The following is an 18,459-nucleotide window of genomic DNA, read 5'->3' on the forward strand; positions in this document are numbered from 1 at the left end:
AATGCAGCAGACGTGCAGTGCTTAGCGTTTGAGGCGGTAGATGAAATACGGTCGATGTGCGGCCAGTTGCGCCTGGTCGGGCGGTCCCGCGAGCTGACCCATGTAGGCCGAAAGTGCGCTGTCCGTGAAATAGAGCGAGTCATCGGGCCCCGTCACGACCCCATCGGGCCAAATCACGTCACGCGAGCGCACGAGCGTCCTGGCCTTCCTGGTATTGAGATCAAACGCCATGAGGCCGCCATGCTCGACATCGGTCAGAATGACATCGCCCGCCTTGTCCGTGCTGATGCCGTCGCTGAGGGGTTTGCGCCCGAGATCTTCCACCTTGCTGGCAACATCCGACGGAGCGATCGTGGGATCGAGCACGGCTGAAAGGGGCACCCGGCAAAGATGTGAATTCGTCATGCCCGCAAGGTAGACCCATTGCTGATCCCGGCTGATTTCGATGCCATCAAGACCGACCGCGACGTTCACAAGTCCGAAGCCCAGGCGATACGCGCCAAACGGCGTTTGCATCAACCAGTCTTCGGGCGAGGTGCACGGATGCGCTCCCAGCGCGGTCCGGTACGCGTGATCAGCGACCGAATAGACGATCAGCTTCGGTGCCGTGAACCGCATGATGCCGGTGTCGGCGAGGACGATGTATTTGCCGTCGGCGGTAACGCGCAAATCCTGCGCGAATTGCGCATCCTTGCCGGGGAACTCGAAATAGTCGACACGCTTGCGTGTCGCGAGGTCGAACGCCCACAAGCGGGTGTGTTGAAAATCGAAGCTCGCCGGCTCGATCAACCAGATGCGCTTCTGGTTGTCGATGGTCATGCCGAAACTGCCTTGAAACTCCTTCTGCATTTCTTTGGACGGGAACGGCGTGATCTTGCCGTCAGCCCATTCGAATACCGTGTTCGGCGAGAACCGGCTCGCGCGCGCGATCGGATGATAGTTGAAATAAACATGGCCATCGTTTGCGACAGCCACATTGCCCGGAGGATAATCGAGGGTGATGAGCGTCTCGAGCTTTGCAAGGCCCTCCGGATTGTCCGAGCCGATATCCGGATAGGGCGTGCCCCGACCGTGCCCGATTTTGACGAACGCCAGCGGGCCCAAAATCGCCAGCATCAGAGCGGTGGCAAGGCAAAGGAGAATACGACGACTTGATATTTTCTTCATATTGTCTGCTCCTGAGCAGTGGGAAGCCTCCGACGTTCATGGAGAAGCCGCACCCGGCGGCTGCCTCCATGCTCGATGTCTTAAATGCCTAATTAGTGAAGTTTGTCGCTCCTCAATTCCCGCCAGCGGCTGGGCGTCACGCCTTCCCGGTCCCGGAATGCGCGATAGAAGGAGCTTGTATCCTGGTAGCCGAGCAGACAGGCCACCTCATCGATCTCAGCGGAAGGGTCGAGGAGAAGCTGCCGTCCGAGTTCTTGCCGCGCTTCGGCAAGCAGTTCGCGGAAGCTCGCACCTTCTTCGGTGATCCTTCGTTGCAGCGTGCGTTCGCTCAAGCCGAGATCGCGCGCCACGTCCGATAGCTCCGGCCGCCCGCTCGCGAGGCTTCTTTTGAGAACAACCTTCACCTGTTCCTTGATCGAGCTGCGCGCTTGCAGCTCGCCGAGTGCTGAAGCCAGTGCCGGGGTGAGGATTTCGAGGAGTTCTTGATTATGCCCGGGAAACGGACGATCGAGGTCGGACGGCTTCAGGATAAGCCGGCTCTGCGCAGCACCAAAGCGAACCGGGCATTCGAAATACCTCTGATAAACATCGTTCTTGGGACGCTCACGAACCAGTTCGACACGCAAGGGAGCAAGCGACTGCCCGGTGCCTCGGCGCCCAAGTTCTACGAGTGAAGCAAAGGTCACATCCGTTGAGATCGCAGGCTCGGCCTCGGTCGCGTATGGCCATTCGACCGTGACCGCACATTCCTCCTTGCCTTGCGCCACACGCACTTGTTCGGGCGAACAGAGGCGCTTAAATCGCGCGATGCGGAGCAAACCGTCGCGGTAGTCCCGCGCATAGAACGCAGCGAGGCTCGATGGCGGGTGCACGGCCGTATCCGTTTGCTGGACGAGCGTAAGGCCAAGGCCCGGCTCCGGCTTCAATTCCTCCAACGCCCGCCACAACGTGAAGTATTGCGCCGTCGTGACCTGTGCTTGTTCGCTCAAGTGCAAAGTAGCTGGAAGGCGCGCTTGCCTCAACAGCGCGGCTGGCGACACGCCGATATGCTCGACGCTCTGCCAGAAGGCCTTTGGCACTTTGCACCGATCTGCTGTCGCTGCGCTCATTGCCCCGTCCTAGCGCATCTGGCTCATGATCACGCGATCGAACATGCGGTCGCCGAACCATTCGCGGATCTTGATCATGGGCAGGGCGTACTTGCCGGCGACATAGCGCGTACGCGGTTTCGGCGCCTTCACGGCTTTGGACACGACGTCGGCAATCACGGTCGGATTCGTGCCGCGGCCCTGACCATAGGCGTCAACCGTCGACTTCGCGACCGCTTCGGTCTGCCTGGCATACGGTCCCGAGCCAGAACGTTTCAGCAAGCCGTTGGCGACCACGTTGCCGAAGCCTGTCTCGATCAGGCCGGGCTCGATGATGACCACCTTGATGCCGAAGGGAGCAAGTTCGAGCCGAAGACAATCGGACCATCCTTCAAGTGCGTGCTTCGTCGCGTGATACCAGGCCCCGAGCAGCGTATAAATCTTGCCGCCCATGGAAGTGATGTTGACGATTGTTCCGGAACGCTTGGCCCGCATGCTCGGGAGCAGAAGCTGCGTCAAGCGCGCCGCGCCGAACAGGTTCACCTCGAACTGGTAGCGCGCTTCTTCGATACCGATTTCCTCGACCGGGCCGTAGAGCCCAAAGCCGGCATTGTTGACGAGCACGTCAACGCCACCAGCCTCATTCAGGATGGTGTCGACCGTCGCCTTGATTTCTTCCTCGTTGGAAATGTCCATGCGCAACGCGCGCGCGCCGAGCTTGACGAGATCGTTCATCTTGTCGGTGTGTCGCGCCGCGACAAAGACGTGGAAGCCATCCTTGATCAGGCGCTTTGCAATTTCCTTGCCCATGCCGGAAGATGCCCCGGTCACAAGCGCTGTCCTTTTCCGTCTATCGTTCATCGTAACCTCTCACAGTGTGCAGCCCAACTTAGGGCTTTCGGGTCGCCACACACTGTCGAAGCCCGCCAATAGACTTGCACATCACGCCATTTGTTGCCAGCGACGCCCAGCAGGAAACCGTCAATTAAATCATATGATTAGCCAATGGTTGCGCGACTCAGCCGACTGGGCGCGCAGCGATTTCGCGCCAAGGCACGACAAGCCGATCCGCCGATCGGGCCGAGATCGAGCAAGACCGCGAACAGCATATTGTGCATGCGCCCAACGCTCTCACGGAGCCCGTGCCGGAGCCGCTAGGCGCCGCCCCGGATCAATTGCGTGATTGGTGTTTTCATCGGGTTAGCTGCGAACCCGATGAAACGTACGCGTCTGCCCCATCGCCGGAATGCCGAGATAGCCCCGCAAGCCCATCTTCCCATCCTTGATCTCAGCCTTGCAGTTGTAGGTACGACCGGAAGAGGCATCGTAGATCGTCCCGCCGCTCCACTCGCCGTCACTCCAGCGCAGGCCCGTGATGAACACGATGTTCTTGAGCGAGCGCGAACGCAGCGCAGGGTCCGGGTTCTGCGTGTCCTTCTTGAAGGTGACGTTGTCGGCCTCCACGATCTCGTTGCCGTAGAGCATGCGCGCCTGGAATTCCGATCCGGCCTTGAACATATCGAGCTTCACTGTGCCGTCGTCAGCCTCCCAGATCCCGACCAGCGCATCGGCCGGCGACGGTTCGGCATCGGCTGCGGGCGTCAGGAACAGGGTTGAGGTAGCAAGTGCCAGCGCCAGCGCGGCGCGACGGGTATACCGGGATGCTTGCATAGGCGTCCTTTGACTTTGAGGGACCGTTGCGGAATGGCTTGCATGAGCGAGCAAAGGGCTATCATGCGAAGCCACGACAAAAAGCCGACGGAGCGAACTTCGTCCGATCAGTCTGCCCACAGTTTCAAGGTTGTTTCGCTGCGAGCGCGCTGAATCTAGATTTTCTCAGAAGGTGGGGCAGTGACAAATCGCGCCAATCGAATCGCGCGTGACGCCATCAGAGCAGGCTGCATGGGAGAAGGTGGCGCGCAGCGCCGGATGAGGGGTTCTCTCCGCAAATGAGCTCGCGGATAGAACCCCTCACCCGGCTTCATCTCGCCCCGCTCGATTTCGCCACGCTCTCCCACACGCCTTCGAAGGCTATGGCGGACATGAGGGAGAGAGTGCATCACGCGCGCGGCGAACAACGCCATCGTCACTGCTTCGCAGGCTTCCTTCCGATCGGATGGATCTCGATCGCGCGGAGGCGGCCGAGGCGGAGCACGTCCATCGAGAGGGTGCGGTCGATCCGGCTGTGATCGAGCGCGCGGATCAGGTCGTCGACGCCGTTGATCTCGATGCCGTCGAGCTTGATGACCACGTCGCCCGGCAGCAGGCTCGCGCGCGAGGCCGGGCTGTCGGGCTCGATCTGCATCAGCAGCGCGCCCATCTTGTTCTCGACGCCGGCGAGCACCGCATGGCGCCGCGGCACCGGCGCGGTTTGCCCCGCGACGCCGATATAGGCGCGGCGGACATAGCCGTGGCGGATGATTTCCGACAGCACGAACTGCGCGGTGTTGCTGGCGACCGCAAAGCAGATGCCCTGCGCGCCGCTGATGATCGCGGTGTTGATGCCGATCACCTCGCCGTTCGACGACACCAGCGGCCCGCCGGAATTGCCGGGATTGAGCGCGGCGTCGGTCTGGATCACGTCCTCGATGGTGCGCCCGCTGACCGAGCGGATCGAGCGGCCGAGCGCCGACACCACGCCGGCGGTCACCGTCGATTCGAAGCCGAGCGGATTGCCGATCGCGACCACGAGCTGGCCGCGCCGCAAGGTCTTGGAATTGCCGAGCGAGGCGTAGGGCAGATCGCGCGCGCCATCGGCGCGCAGCAGCGCGAGGTCGGTGTCGGGATCGACGCCGAGCACATGGGCATCGGTGACGAAGCCCTCGGTGTCGCGCAGCCGGATCTCCTTCGAGGATCCAACGACGTGGCTGTTGGTCAGCACGAAGCCGTCGGGCGAGATCACGATGCCCGAGCCGAGCCCGCCGCGCTCGCGCGCATTGCGCAGTTTCGGCCCGGTTTCGACCCGGACCACGGCCGGGCCGACGCGGTCGGTGACGTCGATCACGGCATTGGAATAGGCATCCAGCAAGGCCCGGTCGTTGGCTTGAGCAGCATCTTGGGCAGCATCGGCCGGCGCCGCCGACGGCGTGTCAGCGGCGGCATCCGAGGTAAAATCCAGCATGGCGAGAATCCTTTGGTCACCTCAGATGGTGACCGGCTCCCCGCGCCGCAAGTGGTTACGTCCCCCGCGCAACCCTGCCCGGCTGGCTAGGGCTGCGTCTCTGACGCGCGATTGCCCTCAGTGCCATTCCGGGGCTCGCGAAGCGAGAACCCGGAATCTCGATGTACGACCTCTGGATTCCCCGATGCGCGATTGCGCATCTGAGGTTCGCGACTTCGTCGCGCCCCGGAGTGACGGAATGGACCGTCAAGGACGCAACACTAGACCGCCCGCCGCAGCACCCCGCCGCGTGCCCTGACCGGATCGAGCAGCGACCAGTCGCCGTCCGGCAGCACATGGCCTTTTGGAAACGGCGCGCGCAGCTCAAGCCCGAGCGCGCGCAGCACCCGGTCGTCGCGGTAGTAGCATTGCAGCACGACGCGGACGAGCGTCGCGGCGGCTGCGCCGCCGAGCTTACGAAACTCCTGCGCCACCGCATTGCGCCTGGCCTCGTCGAGCTCCGCGAGCGGCTGGCCCGCAAGCGTTGCCAGATGGTCCAGCGCCTGCGCGACCAGCGCGGTGTCGCGGCCGAGCGTGGCCAGCAGGTCGGCCTGGATCGCGGCATCGTCAGCGCCCGGCACCATGTACTCGTCGCTTTCGGGCACGATCATCGCGGCGACGGTGCGGAGATCGGCGCGCTGGGCTGCGGTCAGTTGTTTTGCATCGGACATGACGGTCTCAATCGAACAGGTTGGCGAGGCGCTGCTTCATCTGGTCGGCGATGTAGAGCGCAAGGGCCTGGATGGTCGAGGTCGGGTTCACGCCGCCCGAGGTGACGAAGATGCTGCCGTCGACGATGAACAGGTTCTTCACGTCGTGCGAGCGGCCCCATTCATTGACCACGGAGCGCGCCGGATCGGTGCCCATCCGCGCGGTGCCGAGCAGATGCCAGCCGCCCCAGGGGATCGGCGCATTGACGCAGAGATCGGTCGCGCCGGCAGCTTCGAGGAATTCGCGGCCGCGCGCCAGCGCGTGGTCCATCATCTTCCGGCTGTTCTCGCTGATCGTGTAGTCGATCTTCGGCGCCGGAATGCCGTGGCCGTCCTTCAGCACGGGATCGAGCGTGACGCGGTTGTGCTCCTCGGGGAGATCCTCGCAGATCGCCGAGAAGCCGAGCCGGTGGCCATTCAGCTTGCGGAAGGCGCGATGATGATCCCTGCCCCAGGGCAGGATGCCCTTCTGCTCGCTCGTCACCGCCTCGAACACCGGGCCGGCACCGCGGACGAACTGGACGCCGTAGCCGCGGACGAAGCCGCGCGACAGATCGGTGTCATACCACTCCTTGCTCCACAGGCAGGTCGGCGGCGCGCGGTTGCTGTCGGTCGGCTCGGCGACATAGCCGTAGATCTGCGCATAGGGATGGAACATCAGGTTCTTGCCGACCAGGCCGGACGAATTGGCCAAGCCATTGGGGAATTTTCCCGAGACCGAGTTGAGCAGCAGCCGCGGCGTGCCGACGCCGTTGCAGGCGACGATCACGACCTCGGCCGGCTGGAATTGCTCGACGCCGTCCTTGTCGTAATAGACAACACCGGAGGCCATGCCGTGCTCATTGGTCAGGATCTCGCGCACCCGGCAATGGGTCTTGACCTCGACCCCGGCGCGGATCGCGTGCGGCCAGTAGGTGATGTCGGTCGAGGATTTGGCGCCCTGCGCGCAGGCCGGCGTGCAATGGCCGAGATTGATGCAGCGCGCCCTGCCCTCGTAATCCGTCGTCGCCACCGTCGTGTCGGACGGCCACCAGTGCCAGCCGAGCTTGTTCATGGCCTTGCCGATCAACGGGCCGGACAGGCCGAGCGGCTGCGGCGGCATCGGCGGATGCGACAGCGGCGACAGCGGATCGCCCGACAGGCCCGAGGTGCCCATCATGCGATCGTTCTCCTCGAAGAACGGCGTCAGCGCGTCGTAATCGATCGGCCAGTCGTCGGCGACGCCGTCCAGTGTCCTGACCTTGAAGTCGGACGGATGCAGCCGCGGCCAGTGCGCGGTGTACATCACCGTCGAGCCGCCGACCGCGTTGAAATTGACGACCTTGATCGGCGAATCGTCGTCGTTGATCGGGTAGTCTTCGGGCCGCTTGCGGATGTTGGGGCTGGACGACCACTCGCCGAAAAATTTCGCCTCCCAGTCGCGCCCGGTGCTGGGATATTCGGATGGATTCATCCAGCCGCCCTGATCGAGGCAGAGGATATGCATCCTGGTATCGGCGAGGCTCCAGGCCACCGCGGCGCCGGAGGCGCCGGCACCGATGATCAGGACGTCAACGGGATCGTTCTTCATTCCTTGGTGGCCCCTTTCGTCATTGCGAGGAGCGAAGCGACGAAGCAATCCATGCCTCCGCAAGCGGTGAAATGGATTGCTTCGCTTCGCTCGCAATGACGGAGATGGAGGTAATGCCTCAATCGACGATTCTCACCGGCAAGCTTCGTATACCGCGGATGAAATTGGAATAGAGCCTTTTGGTGTTGAGCCGACGATAGAGGCAATTCCGCGGCCGAGTAAAGCCATGCGGCGGACGTCCGCGGCACGGAATGCCGCGCGCGAACCGCGCGCCCGCACCCCGGCAAATCGCGATGGCTGCCCCGCGCTTCGATGTTTGTCCGCAGCGGAAAGTCCGGCTAGCCTTGGCGGCGATCAACCGATCGGGGAGCAACGACAGGTGGCCGCATCGCGCCAGGACGAAACCGCCCAGACGGCTGCGCTGGACTACGACGTCATCATCATCGGCGCCGGCCTGTCCGGCATGTATCAGCTGTACCGGCTGCGCGAGCTCGGTCTTTCGGCGCGCGTGTTCGAGGCCGGCACCGGCGTCGGGGGCACCTGGTACTGGAACCGGTATCCCGGCGCGCGCTTCGATTCCGAAAGCTATTCCTACGGCTACTCGTTTTCGAAGGAGCTGCTCGAGGAATGGGAATGGTCGGAGCATTTTGCCGGCCAGCCCGAGACCTTGCGCTACTGCAACCATGTCGCCGACAAGTTCGACCTGCGCCGCGACATCCAGTTCGAGAGTCGCGTCGTATCCGCGATCTACCAGGACGAGGCGCGGAGCTGGCAGGTTACGCTGGAGGGCGGTGCGCAGCATAGCTGCCGCTTCCTGATCACCGCGATCGGACCCTTGTCGACGCCGACCCTGCCCCGCGTCGAGGGCATCGACGATTTCAAGGGACAATCGTTTCACACCGCGCGTTGGCCAAAAGGGAAGGTCGATTTCACCGGCAAGCGGGTCGCCGTGATCGGCACCGGCGCGACCGGCATCCAGACCATCCAGACCATCGCCGGCGAAGTCGGCCACCTCACCGTATTCCAGCGCACCGCCAACTGGGCAGCACCGCTGCACAACGGCAAGATCGACGCGGAAACGCAGGCGAAGATCAAGGCCGGCTATGGCGAGATCTTCGCGCGCTGCAAGGAGACCTTTGCCTGCTTCGTGCATACGCCCGATCCGCGCGGCGCGTTCGAGGTCAGCGACGCCGAGCGCGAGGCGTTTTACGAAAAGCTCTATGGCGAGCGCGGCTTCGGCATCTGGCAGGGCAATTTCAAGGATATCCTGACCGACCGCGCGGCGAACGCGACGATCAGCGATTTCGTCGCGCGCAAGATCCGCGAGCGCGTCAGGGACCCGAAGGTCGCGGAGATGCTGATCCCGACCAACCACGGTTTTGGCACGCGGCGGCTGCCGCTCGAGACTTTCTATTACGAGGTCTACAACCGCGACAATGTCGAGCTGGTCGATCTCAAGGCGACGCCGATCGAGCGGATCACGCTTGAGGGCATCCGCACCACCGACAAGGACTACGCCTTCGACATCATCATCTACGCCACCGGCTTCGATGCCATCACCGGCAGCTTCGATAGGATCGATATCCGCGGCGCGCACGGCGCCCGGTTGAAAGAAAAATGGACCCACGGGCCGGAAACCTATCTCGGGCTGATGGTCGACGGCTTCCCCAACATGATGATGCTGATGGGCCCGCACACCGCGCTCGGCAACATTCCGCGCAGCATCGAATACAGCGTCGACTGGGTCACCGGCCTGCTCCGCTTCGCCCAGGAAAAAGGCCTGACCTTCCTCGATGCGACGCCGGAGGGGACTCTCGCCTGGACCGATCACGTCAAGGCGCTTGGGGTCGGCCTGCTCTCCAACGAGGTCGATTCCTGGATGACCGGCATCAACCGCAACGTCGACGGCAAGCAGAGGCGCATCGTCGCCCGCTACAGCGGCAGCGCGCCGGCCTATCGCGCGCGATGCGATGCGGTGGCGGCGGCGGGATATGCGGAGTTGCGGTTGGGGTAGCGCGCGTATTGACGCGAAGCGCGAGCCACACCCACCCCCGGCCTTGGCCGGGGCGACGTACTGAGTTTGACTCGTCATTCCGGGGCGTGCGAAGCACGAGCCCGGAATCTTTCCTCCACAAGTTGTGCGGCCCGATGGATTCCGGGCTCTCGCCTGCGGCGAGCCCCGGAATGACGGTGCGAAGAGATCATCACCACGCATCGATACACGGGCGCTTCCGCGTCGTCCGCGGCTCTACCTTCGGCACCGAGCGCAAGCCCGCCATGATCCAGTGCCGCGTGTCGGCGGGATCGATCACCTCGTCGATCTCCAGCACCGAAGCGATCGAGACCGCCTTGCCGTTGGCGTAGAGCTCGGCGACCTTGGTCTGGAAATATTTCTCGCGCTCGACCGGATCCGCGATCGCCTCCATCTCCTTGCGGAAGCCGAGCCGGACATAGCCTTCGAGGCCCATGCCGCCGAATTCACCGGTCGGCCAGGCCACCGTGAAGAACGAGGCATGGAAGCCGCCGCCGATCATCGATTGCGCGCCGAGACCGTAGCCCTTGCGCAGCACCACACCGAACAGCGGCACCGTGATGCTGGCGCCGGTGACGAACATCCGCGCGACATGGCGCACGATCGCGGTCTTCTCGGCCTCGGGGCCGACCATGAAGCCCGGCGTGTCGCACAGCGACACGATCGGGATGTCGAAGGCGTCGCACAGCTGCATGAAGCGTGCGGCCTTGTCGCCCGCGGGGGCGTCGATCGCGCCGCCGAGGTGCTTCGGATTGTTGGCGATCAGGCCGAACGGCCTGCCCTCGATGCGGATGAACGCCGTGATCATGCCGACGCCGAAATCCCTGCGGATCTCCAGCACCGAGCCCTCGTCGGCGATCAGGTCGATCACGTTGCGGATGTCGTAGACCCGTAGCCGATTTTCGGGGATCGCGCGGCGCAGCAGCCGCTGGTCCGGCGCCTTCCAATCGGCCACCGCGCCCTGGAAGTAGGACAAATATTTCTGCGCCACCGTGGTGGCCGCTTCCTCGTCCTCGACCAGGATGTCGATCACGCCGTTCGGCGACTGGAACGAGACCGGGCCGACCTCGGCCGGATGATAGACGCCGAGCCCGCCGCCTTCGATCATCGCGGGGCCACCCATGCCGATCGAGGCATTTTTGGTGGCGATGATGACGTCGCACACGCCGAGCATCGCGGCGTTGCCGGCGAAGCAATAGCCCGAGACCACGCCGACCACCGGCACGAGGCCGGAGAGTTTTGCGAACTGCACGAAGGACGGGCCGTCGAGCCCGGTCATGCCGAGCCGGTCGGTATCGCCGGGACGGCCGCCGCCGCCTTCGGCGTAGAACACCAGCGGCATCCGCCACTGCTCGGCAAGCCCGAGCATGCGGTCGATCTTCTTGTGGTTCATGTGGCCTTGCGTGCCGGCGAGCACGGTGTAGTCGTAGGAGATCACCATGCAGCGCGCGCCGTCGGCGCCGAAGTCTTTCGCGTTGACGGTCGCGACACCCGCGATCAGGCCGTCGGCCGGCGTATTCTTGATCAGGTCCTCGACCTTGCGGCGGCGGCGCTGCGCCGCGATCGCGAGCGAGCCGTATTCGACGAACGAGCCCTCATCGACCAGCTGCGCGATGTTCTCGCGCGCGGTGCGCTGGTTGGTCTTGCGCCGCCGCTCCACCGAGGCCGGGCGGTTCTCGTCCAGCGTGATCGCCTTGCGTGCGATCAGCTCGGCGAGGTCAGGACGGATGTGATCGAGATCGATCGCGGTTTCCTCCGCTGCATGATGACCATCGACCTCGGCCGGCTCCAGGAACAGGATCGGCTCGCCATGCATCAGAGTGACGCCGGGGCCGCCGGCGATCTTCGTCACCCGGCCGCCATGCGGCGCGGTGACGAGATGCTCCATCTTCATCGATTCCAGCACCGCGATCTGCTGGCCGGGACGAACCAGATCGCCCTCCGCAACCTCGATCGCCACGATCGTGCCCTGTAGCGGTGCCGGTACCGGAAGCGAGCCTTCGGGCGCAACCTCGACCGTGACGGTCTTGGTCGCAGCCGCTTCACTTACTTCGATCAATGGTACGGTGAGATCGCCGGCCGCGCCGACCAGCGCCGCGACATGCGAGTCGATGAAGTTGGTGCTGATCTTGTTCCGCGCAAAGCTCTGGTGCGCCAGGATGGCGCCGAGCAGCGGAATATTGGTGGCGACGCCGCCGATCCGGAATTCGCGCAAGCTGCGCGACGCCTTGTGCACCACGTCAGACCATTTCGGGCTCGGCGAATGCACGATGACCTTGGCCAGCAGCGAGTCGAACGCCGCGCTGGTCCGGTAGCCGGAATAGCCGAACGTATCGACGCGGACGCCGGGGCCCGACGGCAGGTCGAACACACTGAGCGTGCCGCCGGTCGGTTTTGTCAGCCCCTTCTCGTCCATCACCTCCATGTTGACGCGGAGCTGCATCGCATAGCCGCGCGGCAGCGGCACCGCTGACTGCGCCAGCCCGAGCGAGGCCAGCGTGGCGCCGGCGGCGACCGCAAGCTGCGACCGCACCAGGTCGATGCCGAGCACCTCTTCGGTGACGGTGTGCTCGACCTGAAGCCGCGGATTGGCCTCGATGAAGGCAAAGGCGCCCTCGCCTTCGCTTTTGCCTTCCTCTGCCTCGTCATCGACCAGGAATTCGAAGGTGCCGAGATTGTCGTAGCGCGCGGCGGTCGCGAGTTGTTTGGCCGTCTCGATGATGCGCGCGCGCAGGCTCTCGCTCAGCGACGGACTCGGCGCCACCTCGATCAGCTTCTGGTTGCGGCGCTGGATGGTGCATTCGCGCTCCCAGAGATGGCTGATCGCGCCATGACGATCGCCGATGATCTGCACCTCGATATGGCGGGCTTTCCGAATGAGCCGCTCGACATAGACGGCATCGCTGCCGAACGCCGCCTTGGCCTCGGACTGGCAGCGCGCATAGGCCTCATCGAGCTTCGCCGCGTCCTCCACTACGCGCATGCCGCGCCCGCCGCCGCCGGCGATCGCCTTGATCATCACGGCGGCATTGGCGCCGAGCGAGGCGAAGAACGCCCTGGCCTCGTCGAGCGACGTCGCACCCGATGTGCCGGCAATGATCGGCACATTGCATGTCTTCGCCAGCGCCTTTGCCCTGGCCTTATCGCCGAACAGATCGAGCGCCTCCGGCGACGGGCCGACGAAGACGATCTTCTCCTCGGCGCAGCGCCGCGCCAGCTCCGTGTTCTCGCTGAGGAAGCCATAGCCCGGATGCAGCGCGTCGCAGCCGGCGGCCCTGGCCGCAGCGATGACCGCCTCGATGTCCAGATACGCCCGCGCGCCATGGCCGGGAATCTCGCGCGCCTCATCGGCTGAGCGGACATGCAGCGAGGCCGCGTCGTCGGCGGGATAGATCGCAACCGTGGCAAGGCCGCTTTCGCCGGCGGCGCGGGCAATCCGGATCGCGATCTCGCCGCGGTTGGCAATCAACAGTTTCTTGAATGACATCCCAATTCCACCTGTCAACCCGCCGCCCGCTGCTTCGCTTTCACCAACTGTTCCTCCATCAGCATCTCGGTGCCGATGATGCCTTCGCGGCTAAGCTCCTCGAGCTCGGCCTCGGAGAGGCCGAGCTGGCCGCCGAGGATTTCGCGGTTGTGCTCGCCGAGCGTCGGCGGCACCGAGCGGATCGCAAACGGCGCATCGCCTTCGCGGAACGGCATCGACGGCTGCGGATGCCGTCCGATGAAGGCGCGGTCGACCTGCTGGATGAAGCCGCGGGCATGCAGCTGCGGGTCTTGCAGCAAATCGACCGGCAGCCGCGCCACGCCGGACGCGACACCTTGGGCTTGCAGCTCGGTCATCGCCATGTCCGCATCGCGGGCCGAGGTCCACGCCGTGATCGCCGCCTCGATCTCGGCCTCGATGGCGCGGCGGCCGACGGCGGTCTTAAGCGCGTCGTCCGCCCCCCAGTCCGCGCGGCCGAGCAGCCGCGCAAGCTTGGGCCACATCGCATCATTGGACACCGCGACCACGATCCAATTGTCCTCGCCGCCGCAGCGAAAGCAGCCATGCGGCACGAAATCCGGATGGCGGTTGCCGTATTTCGCAGGCTCCTTGCCACTGGTCGAATGCGCGACGATCCAGGGCGCGGCGAACGGCATCATGCACTCGATCTGCGCGAGATCGATGAACTGGCCCTGCCCGGTCAACCTGGCGTGGATCAGCGCGGTCAGCACCGCGGCGGCGCCGTTGAGGCCGCCGACGGCATCGCCGAACGCGGTGTGGCTCATCACCGGCGGACCGCCGGGATCGCCGACCACGCTGGGCAGGCCGGAGCCCTGCTCCAGCGTCGAGCCATAGGCGCGGCAGTCGCGGTGCACGCTGCCGGCGCCGAACGCCGACATCGACATCATCACGAGCTTCGGGTTGAGCTTGCTCAGTACCTCGTAGCCGAGGCCGAGCTTGGGCAGCACCTCGACCGAGTAATTGTCGACCACGAGGTCGGCATCGGCGAGCAGGCGCTTGGCCAGCGCAAGCCCCTTCGGCCGGGTCAGGTCGAGCGTGATGCCGCGCTTGTTGCGGTTCATGATGCAGTAGCGCACCGACTTCTCGTACATCTGCTCCAGCACATAGGCCGGCCGGCGATCGACGCCGCGCCACCAATCCGGATATTGCGTCGCCTCGATCTTGATGACGTCGGCGCCGAGATCGGCCAGCGTGCGGGTGCAGATCGGCCCGGCCCAGCCCATTGAGAAGTCGACGACGCGGATGCCATCGAGCGGCAGGCGGTTGGCCGCAGACGCCGCGGGCACCGGCACGCACGGCACGGCGACGCGCGCGGCCTGCTGCTCGCCGATATCGGGCACGCGGCCGCCCCGCAGCGGCGGCGTTGCGGTCAATCGTTGCATCGTGCCGGCGGAAAAGCCGGCCTCGTCGCCGACCGTGATCGGCACGATCGCGCCCCGCGCACGCTTCTCGTCGTCGGCGATGAGGTCCGCGATCTCCGGCACCGGCACGATCGGAATCTTGCGCTTGAGGCCCTCGGCGAACCATTCCTGCGCGGTGCGCTGCTTCAGCCTCGGCAGGATCTTGGCCTCGATCTCGGCGACATGGCGCAACCGGTCGACACCCATCACCAACGCCGGATCGTCGCGCAAATCGTTCAGCCCGAGCATCTCGCAGAACGAACGCCATTGCGCCGGGGTCACCGTGGTGACGCCGAGCCAGCCTTGCCTGGTCTCATAGATGCCGACCGGAAAGGTCGGCCAGAACCGGTTGACGCCGATCCGCCGCATGATGTCGCCGCGCTGGAACGCCTCGAACATGATGTATTCGGTGACGGCGATAGAGGCCTCGAACAGGCTGAGATGGCTTTCGCGCCCGCGCCCGTCCTGCATGCGGCCGAGCAACGACGCGGCGGCGGCGATAAAGCCCCACAGCCCGCCCAGGATCCCGGTCTGGAAATCCGGCGCATGCATTGGCGGTCCCTGCTCCGGTCCGACCAGCTTCACGAGCCCCGTGAGCGCGCGGATCGTGGAATCCGTCGCGGCGAAATCGGCATAGGGACCGCGATCGCCGAACCAGGCGAGGTCGAGATGGATCAGGCCCGGATTGCTCTGCTTGATCGCAGCGAGATCGATGTCGGGACAGTCAGCCGCATCGATGCCGCGCCCATCGAGCAGGATGTCGCAGTCAGCGACCAGCTCGCGCAACCGCGAGGCATCATTCCCGTCGAGAACGACGCTCGATTTGTTGAAGTTGAGAAACGCAAACCATGCGCTGTGTCCTTGCGGCGTCAGCGGCGCGGTGCGGCGAAGCGGATCGCCCGCCGGCGGCTCGACCTTCTGCACATCAGCGCCGAAATCGGCAAACAGCCGCGCACAATAGCTCGTCGCCGCCGCACTTCCGATCTCGACAATCCGCAGATGCGACAACACGCCCATCAGGCTTCCCCACAAGCAACCAGCCGGTGACAACGGCTGATTCAATTTTCTTGTTGGATGAACTTGAAGCCGCGTGGCGAGTGTGATGCAAGTGGAATTTTCTTCCGCTTGACGGAATTAGCCCGCATTCGATTGTCGTTGCTGCTTGGCGTGAAGCGAAGATGTGCAGCTAATCGCAGGTGAGCTGCGCTTCGAACCAATGCTGCAATGAGTTCGCCAACCGCGGCCATGCGCGCAAGACATGCGCGTATGTGGCAGTGCTGGCGCGGGTGATGCCGCGCAATTCCTGCTCGATGGCGGGAAGATCGACACCGAGGCAGCGGCCGGCGCGGGCGACGGTGCGGCCATCGACCACGAGCTCGGAAACCAGCGAGGCATTGCCACGTGCGAACAGCAGATCGAGCGGATCGGCGTCGATGATCTGGTCGCGCTCCAGGCGGTCGAGGTCGATGCGGACGAAATCAGCCGGCGCACCGGCGGCAAGCTCGCCCGTGCCCGGTGCGCCGGTGGCGCGGCGGCCATTGCGGATCGCGAGCGCGAAGAACTCCGGCGGGGTCCAGGTCCGTTTGAAGCCGAGGCCGCCGTGTATCATCTGCACCAGCCGCATCTCACGCAGCACGTCGTCGTCTTCGTCGAGCGCCAGGCCGTCGACGCCGACCGCAATCGCGCAGCCGCAAGCCTGCGCCGCCGCGATCGGCGCCAGCCCCGAGCGCAGATGCAGATTGGAGGAGAAATTGGTGACGATGCGCGCGCCTGACGCCGCGATCATCTCGAGCTCGTCGGGGCCGGGCGTGGATGCAGTGCGCGAGCGTCAGCCGCTCCGACAGGAAGCCGATGTCGCGGAGATAGCGGACGATGCCGTCCGGAAAATGCCGGTCGGCCCAGGCGCGCTGATAGACCGTCTCGAGCAGATGCATGTGGATGCGGCGGCCGGCCTGCGCGGAATTCTCCGCGACCGCCTCCAGCAGCGGCTTCGAGCACCATTGCACGCCGGCCGGCCCAAGCTGCACGTCGACCTTCGGCCCGCCGATCGCCGCGGCAATCGCGTCCGTCAGCTCGATATAGGCCTTCGGCGACATCGGCGCGCGCACGAACAACTGCTCGATGGTCCTGCGGTCGTCGGAGGCAAGGCCTGACAGCACCGGCTCGCCGTCGCCATAGACGATCGGGTTCTGGTCGCGCACCGCGATGGCAAAGGCGATGCGGAGGCCGACATCGGCGGCGGCGCGGCCGATCGCCCTGGCCTCCTCGACCAGCGGCATGGTGCCGCTCGGCCGCGCGTAGTGCACCATCATCGCCGCACAGCCGGCCTGCGCCGCGCGGGCAAGCGCGGAGGCCGCGGTCAGATACGGATCGACCGGCGTGCCGAGCACCGTGCGCAAGAGCCAGCTCTCGAGCGGCATGCCGACAGCGCCGAAGCTCGACGCCCGCGGGCGGGCGTGATCGTGGGCGTTGATGAAGGCGGGCAGGATCAGGGAGCGCGGGCCTCGCGCCGGGGCTGTGGCTTCGGAGATACCGGTGATGATGCCGGCGTCGTGGCGGAGCACGACGTCGTTGCGGATGTCGTGGTCAGGGCCTGAGAAAAGACGGGTTGCCGTGACTAGCATCACGTCCCTCCTTCGTCATTGCGAGGAGCGAAGCGACGAAGCAATCCATGTTGCCGCAAGCGGAGGCATGGATTGCTTCGCTTCGCTCGCAATGACGGCAAAAAGCCTCCGCCTTCGCTCACAATCACGAACGAACTTAGTTCGCCGTATACACCAGCTCCCGCTCCGTGCGCGGCGGCAGGAAGTCCCGCGAAAACACTTCGGCCGGGATCGGCGTGCGGGGGAGCTGGTAGCCTTCGACGATGAAGCCGATGGCGCGGGCCATGCGGTCGTCCTTGATGTCGCCGATGCCGATGTCCTTCATCTCCGGCGAGACGATCAGCTTCTCGAAGGAATATTGCAGCCGGCGCTTTTCGACCTCGACATTGATCAGATTGTCGTAGTTCAGCGCCGCCTTCATCGCGGCGTTCTGGTCCTTGGCGACCGCGATCGCGCCCTTGTTGATGGCACGCACCAGGCCGGCCACCGCCTTCGGATTCGCAGCGATCAGCTTGCGCGACACCATCACGCCGTTGGAATAGAGGTCGAGCCCGTAATCGCCGAACGAGAACCATTTGAAGTCCTTGTCGGGATCCTGGCGGTTCAGCACCAGATTGAAATAGCTCGTGATGTTGAACACCAGCGCGGCATCGATGTCGCCCTTGATCAGCATCGGCTCCTGCAGGTTCGGCGCCATGTTGGAGATCTTGATCTTCTCGCCGTCGAGCCCGTTCTTGTGCACGAACACCGGCAGCAGCCGCGTGGTCGGCGTGCCCTGCGCGCCGCCGAGCGTATGGCCTTCGAAATCCTTGATGGTCTTGATGCCGCTCGAATTCTTGGCGACGATCGCGAATGGCGGCTGGTTCCACATCATGTAGACCATGACAGGCGCATCCTGCGGCTTGGTCGCCGCGTTCTGGATGATCGCATTGACGTCGCCGAAGCCCGCGTCATAGGCGCCCGACATGATGCGCGTCACCGTCGCGCCGGAGCCCTCGCCCTGGTCGATCACGACGTTGAGGCCTTCTTCTTTGAAATAGCCGTTGTCCTTGGCGTAGAAGAACGCGGCATCGGAGCCCTGCGTCTTCCAGCCCAGCGTGAACTTGATGGTGGTGTCCTCGGCGCGGGCGGGGCCCGCGACCACGGCCAATCCCAGCAATGCAGCGCTTAGTATCTTCAGCATGACGACTCCTCAACTCCAGTGAACGGCGATGGACGTAA

The 18,459-nt window shown here is 64.7% G+C and carries 13 protein-coding genes; 1 reads left to right on the top strand and 12 read right to left on the bottom strand.

What is annotated here, in order from left to right; all coding sequences use genetic code 11:
* Positions 1-21: 21 nt before the first annotated feature.
* The 7 genes from ACVW17_RS34845 to ACVW17_RS34875 form a co-directional block, all read right to left on the bottom strand.
* The gene (locus ACVW17_RS34845; protein WP_456798528.1) at positions 22-1,167 is read right to left on the bottom strand and encodes an L-dopachrome tautomerase-related protein; all 1,146 of its coding nucleotides are present in this window, start codon (positions 1,165-1,167) and stop codon (positions 22-24) included.
* Positions 1,168-1,259: 92 nt separating this feature from the next.
* A complete protein-coding gene (locus ACVW17_RS34850) occupies positions 1,260-2,276 on the bottom strand; it encodes an AraC family transcriptional regulator ligand-binding domain-containing protein (protein WP_456756108.1) in 1,017 nt (338 codons plus the stop codon).
* Positions 2,277-2,285: 9 nt separating this feature from the next.
* A complete protein-coding gene (locus tag ACVW17_RS34855) occupies positions 2,286-3,116 on the bottom strand; it encodes an oxidoreductase (RefSeq protein WP_456756109.1) in 831 nt (276 codons plus the stop codon).
* A gap of 339 nt (positions 3,117-3,455) precedes the next feature.
* On the bottom strand, positions 3,456-3,926 hold the full coding sequence (locus tag ACVW17_RS34860) for a DUF2147 domain-containing protein (protein WP_456756110.1): 471 nt from the start codon (positions 3,924-3,926) through the stop codon (positions 3,456-3,458).
* A 415-nt stretch (positions 3,927-4,341) separates the two neighbouring features.
* The gene (locus ACVW17_RS34865) at positions 4,342-5,376 is read right to left on the bottom strand and encodes a S1C family serine protease (protein ID WP_456798529.1); all 1,035 of its coding nucleotides are present in this window, start codon (positions 5,374-5,376) and stop codon (positions 4,342-4,344) included.
* A gap of 260 nt (positions 5,377-5,636) precedes the next feature.
* Positions 5,637-6,086, bottom strand: coding sequence for a hypothetical protein (locus tag ACVW17_RS34870; RefSeq protein ID WP_456798530.1), 450 nt, complete (start codon positions 6,084-6,086; stop codon positions 5,637-5,639).
* Positions 6,087-6,093: 7 nt separating this feature from the next.
* Positions 6,094-7,695, bottom strand: coding sequence for a GMC family oxidoreductase (locus tag ACVW17_RS34875; protein ID WP_456756113.1), 1,602 nt, complete (start codon positions 7,693-7,695; stop codon positions 6,094-6,096).
* 379 nt (positions 7,696-8,074) lie between these two features.
* Here ACVW17_RS34875 and ACVW17_RS34880 point away from each other — a divergent pair, with 379 nt between their 5' ends.
* On the top strand, positions 8,075-9,709 hold the full coding sequence (locus ACVW17_RS34880; protein WP_456798531.1) for a flavin-containing monooxygenase: 1,635 nt from the start codon (positions 8,075-8,077) through the stop codon (positions 9,707-9,709).
* 190 nt (positions 9,710-9,899) lie between these two features.
* On the opposite strand, the gene ACVW17_RS34885 is transcribed toward ACVW17_RS34880, so the two are convergent.
* From ACVW17_RS34885 to ACVW17_RS34905, 5 genes are all read right to left on the bottom strand, one after another.
* Positions 9,900-13,214 (bottom strand): carboxyl transferase domain-containing protein, encoded by a 3,315-nt coding sequence (locus tag ACVW17_RS34885; RefSeq protein ID WP_456798532.1) that lies wholly within the window; start codon positions 13,212-13,214, stop codon positions 9,900-9,902.
* A gap of 14 nt (positions 13,215-13,228) precedes the next feature.
* Positions 13,229-15,652, bottom strand: coding sequence for a CaiB/BaiF CoA transferase family protein (locus ACVW17_RS34890; protein ID WP_456798533.1), 2,424 nt, complete (start codon positions 15,650-15,652; stop codon positions 13,229-13,231).
* 169 nt (positions 15,653-15,821) lie between these two features.
* Positions 15,822-16,373 (bottom strand): amidohydrolase family protein, encoded by a 552-nt coding sequence (locus ACVW17_RS34895; RefSeq protein WP_456799006.1) that lies wholly within the window; start codon positions 16,371-16,373, stop codon positions 15,822-15,824.
* Positions 16,261-17,259 (bottom strand): amidohydrolase family protein, encoded by a 999-nt coding sequence (locus tag ACVW17_RS34900; RefSeq protein WP_456798534.1) that lies wholly within the window; start codon positions 17,257-17,259, stop codon positions 16,261-16,263. Before ACVW17_RS34900 ends, ACVW17_RS34895 begins: the two co-directional genes overlap by 113 nt.
* A gap of 136 nt (positions 17,260-17,395) precedes the next feature.
* A complete protein-coding gene (locus tag ACVW17_RS34905) occupies positions 17,396-18,421 on the bottom strand; it encodes an ABC transporter substrate-binding protein (protein ID WP_456798535.1) in 1,026 nt (341 codons plus the stop codon).
* Positions 18,422-18,459 lie beyond the last annotated feature (38 nt).

The organism is Bradyrhizobium sp. USDA 4473, from assembly GCF_054063335.1.

Bases quoted from the DNA above. Each gene is read 5' to 3' on its own strand.
- ACVW17_RS34865 (WP_456798529.1), bottom strand. From the start codon at position 5,376: ATGCTGGATTTTACCTCGGATGCCGCCGCTGACACGCCGTCGGCGGCG.
- ACVW17_RS34890 (WP_456798533.1), bottom strand. From the start codon at position 15,652: ATGGGCGTGTTGTCGCATCTGCGGATTGTCGAGATCGGAAGTGCGGCG.
- ACVW17_RS34850 (WP_456756108.1), bottom strand. From the start codon at position 2,276: ATGAGCGCAGCGACAGCAGATCGGTGCAAAGTGCCAAAGGCCTTCTGG.
- ACVW17_RS34905 (WP_456798535.1), bottom strand. From the start codon at position 18,421: ATGCTGAAGATACTAAGCGCTGCATTGCTGGGATTGGCCGTGGTCGCG.
- ACVW17_RS34875 (WP_456756113.1), bottom strand. From the start codon at position 7,695: ATGAAGAACGATCCCGTTGACGTCCTGATCATCGGTGCCGGCGCCTCC.
- ACVW17_RS34900 (WP_456798534.1), bottom strand. From the start codon at position 17,259: ATGCTAGTCACGGCAACCCGTCTTTTCTCAGGCCCTGACCACGACATC.
- ACVW17_RS34860 (WP_456756110.1), bottom strand. From the start codon at position 3,926: ATGCAAGCATCCCGGTATACCCGTCGCGCCGCGCTGGCGCTGGCACTT.
- ACVW17_RS34855 (WP_456756109.1), bottom strand. From the start codon at position 3,116: ATGAACGATAGACGGAAAAGGACAGCGCTTGTGACCGGGGCATCTTCC.
- ACVW17_RS34885 (WP_456798532.1), bottom strand. From the start codon at position 13,214: ATGTCATTCAAGAAACTGTTGATTGCCAACCGCGGCGAGATCGCGATC.
- ACVW17_RS34845 (WP_456798528.1), bottom strand. From the start codon at position 1,167: ATGAAGAAAATATCAAGTCGTCGTATTCTCCTTTGCCTTGCCACCGCT.
- ACVW17_RS34870 (WP_456798530.1), bottom strand. From the start codon at position 6,086: ATGTCCGATGCAAAACAACTGACCGCAGCCCAGCGCGCCGATCTCCGC.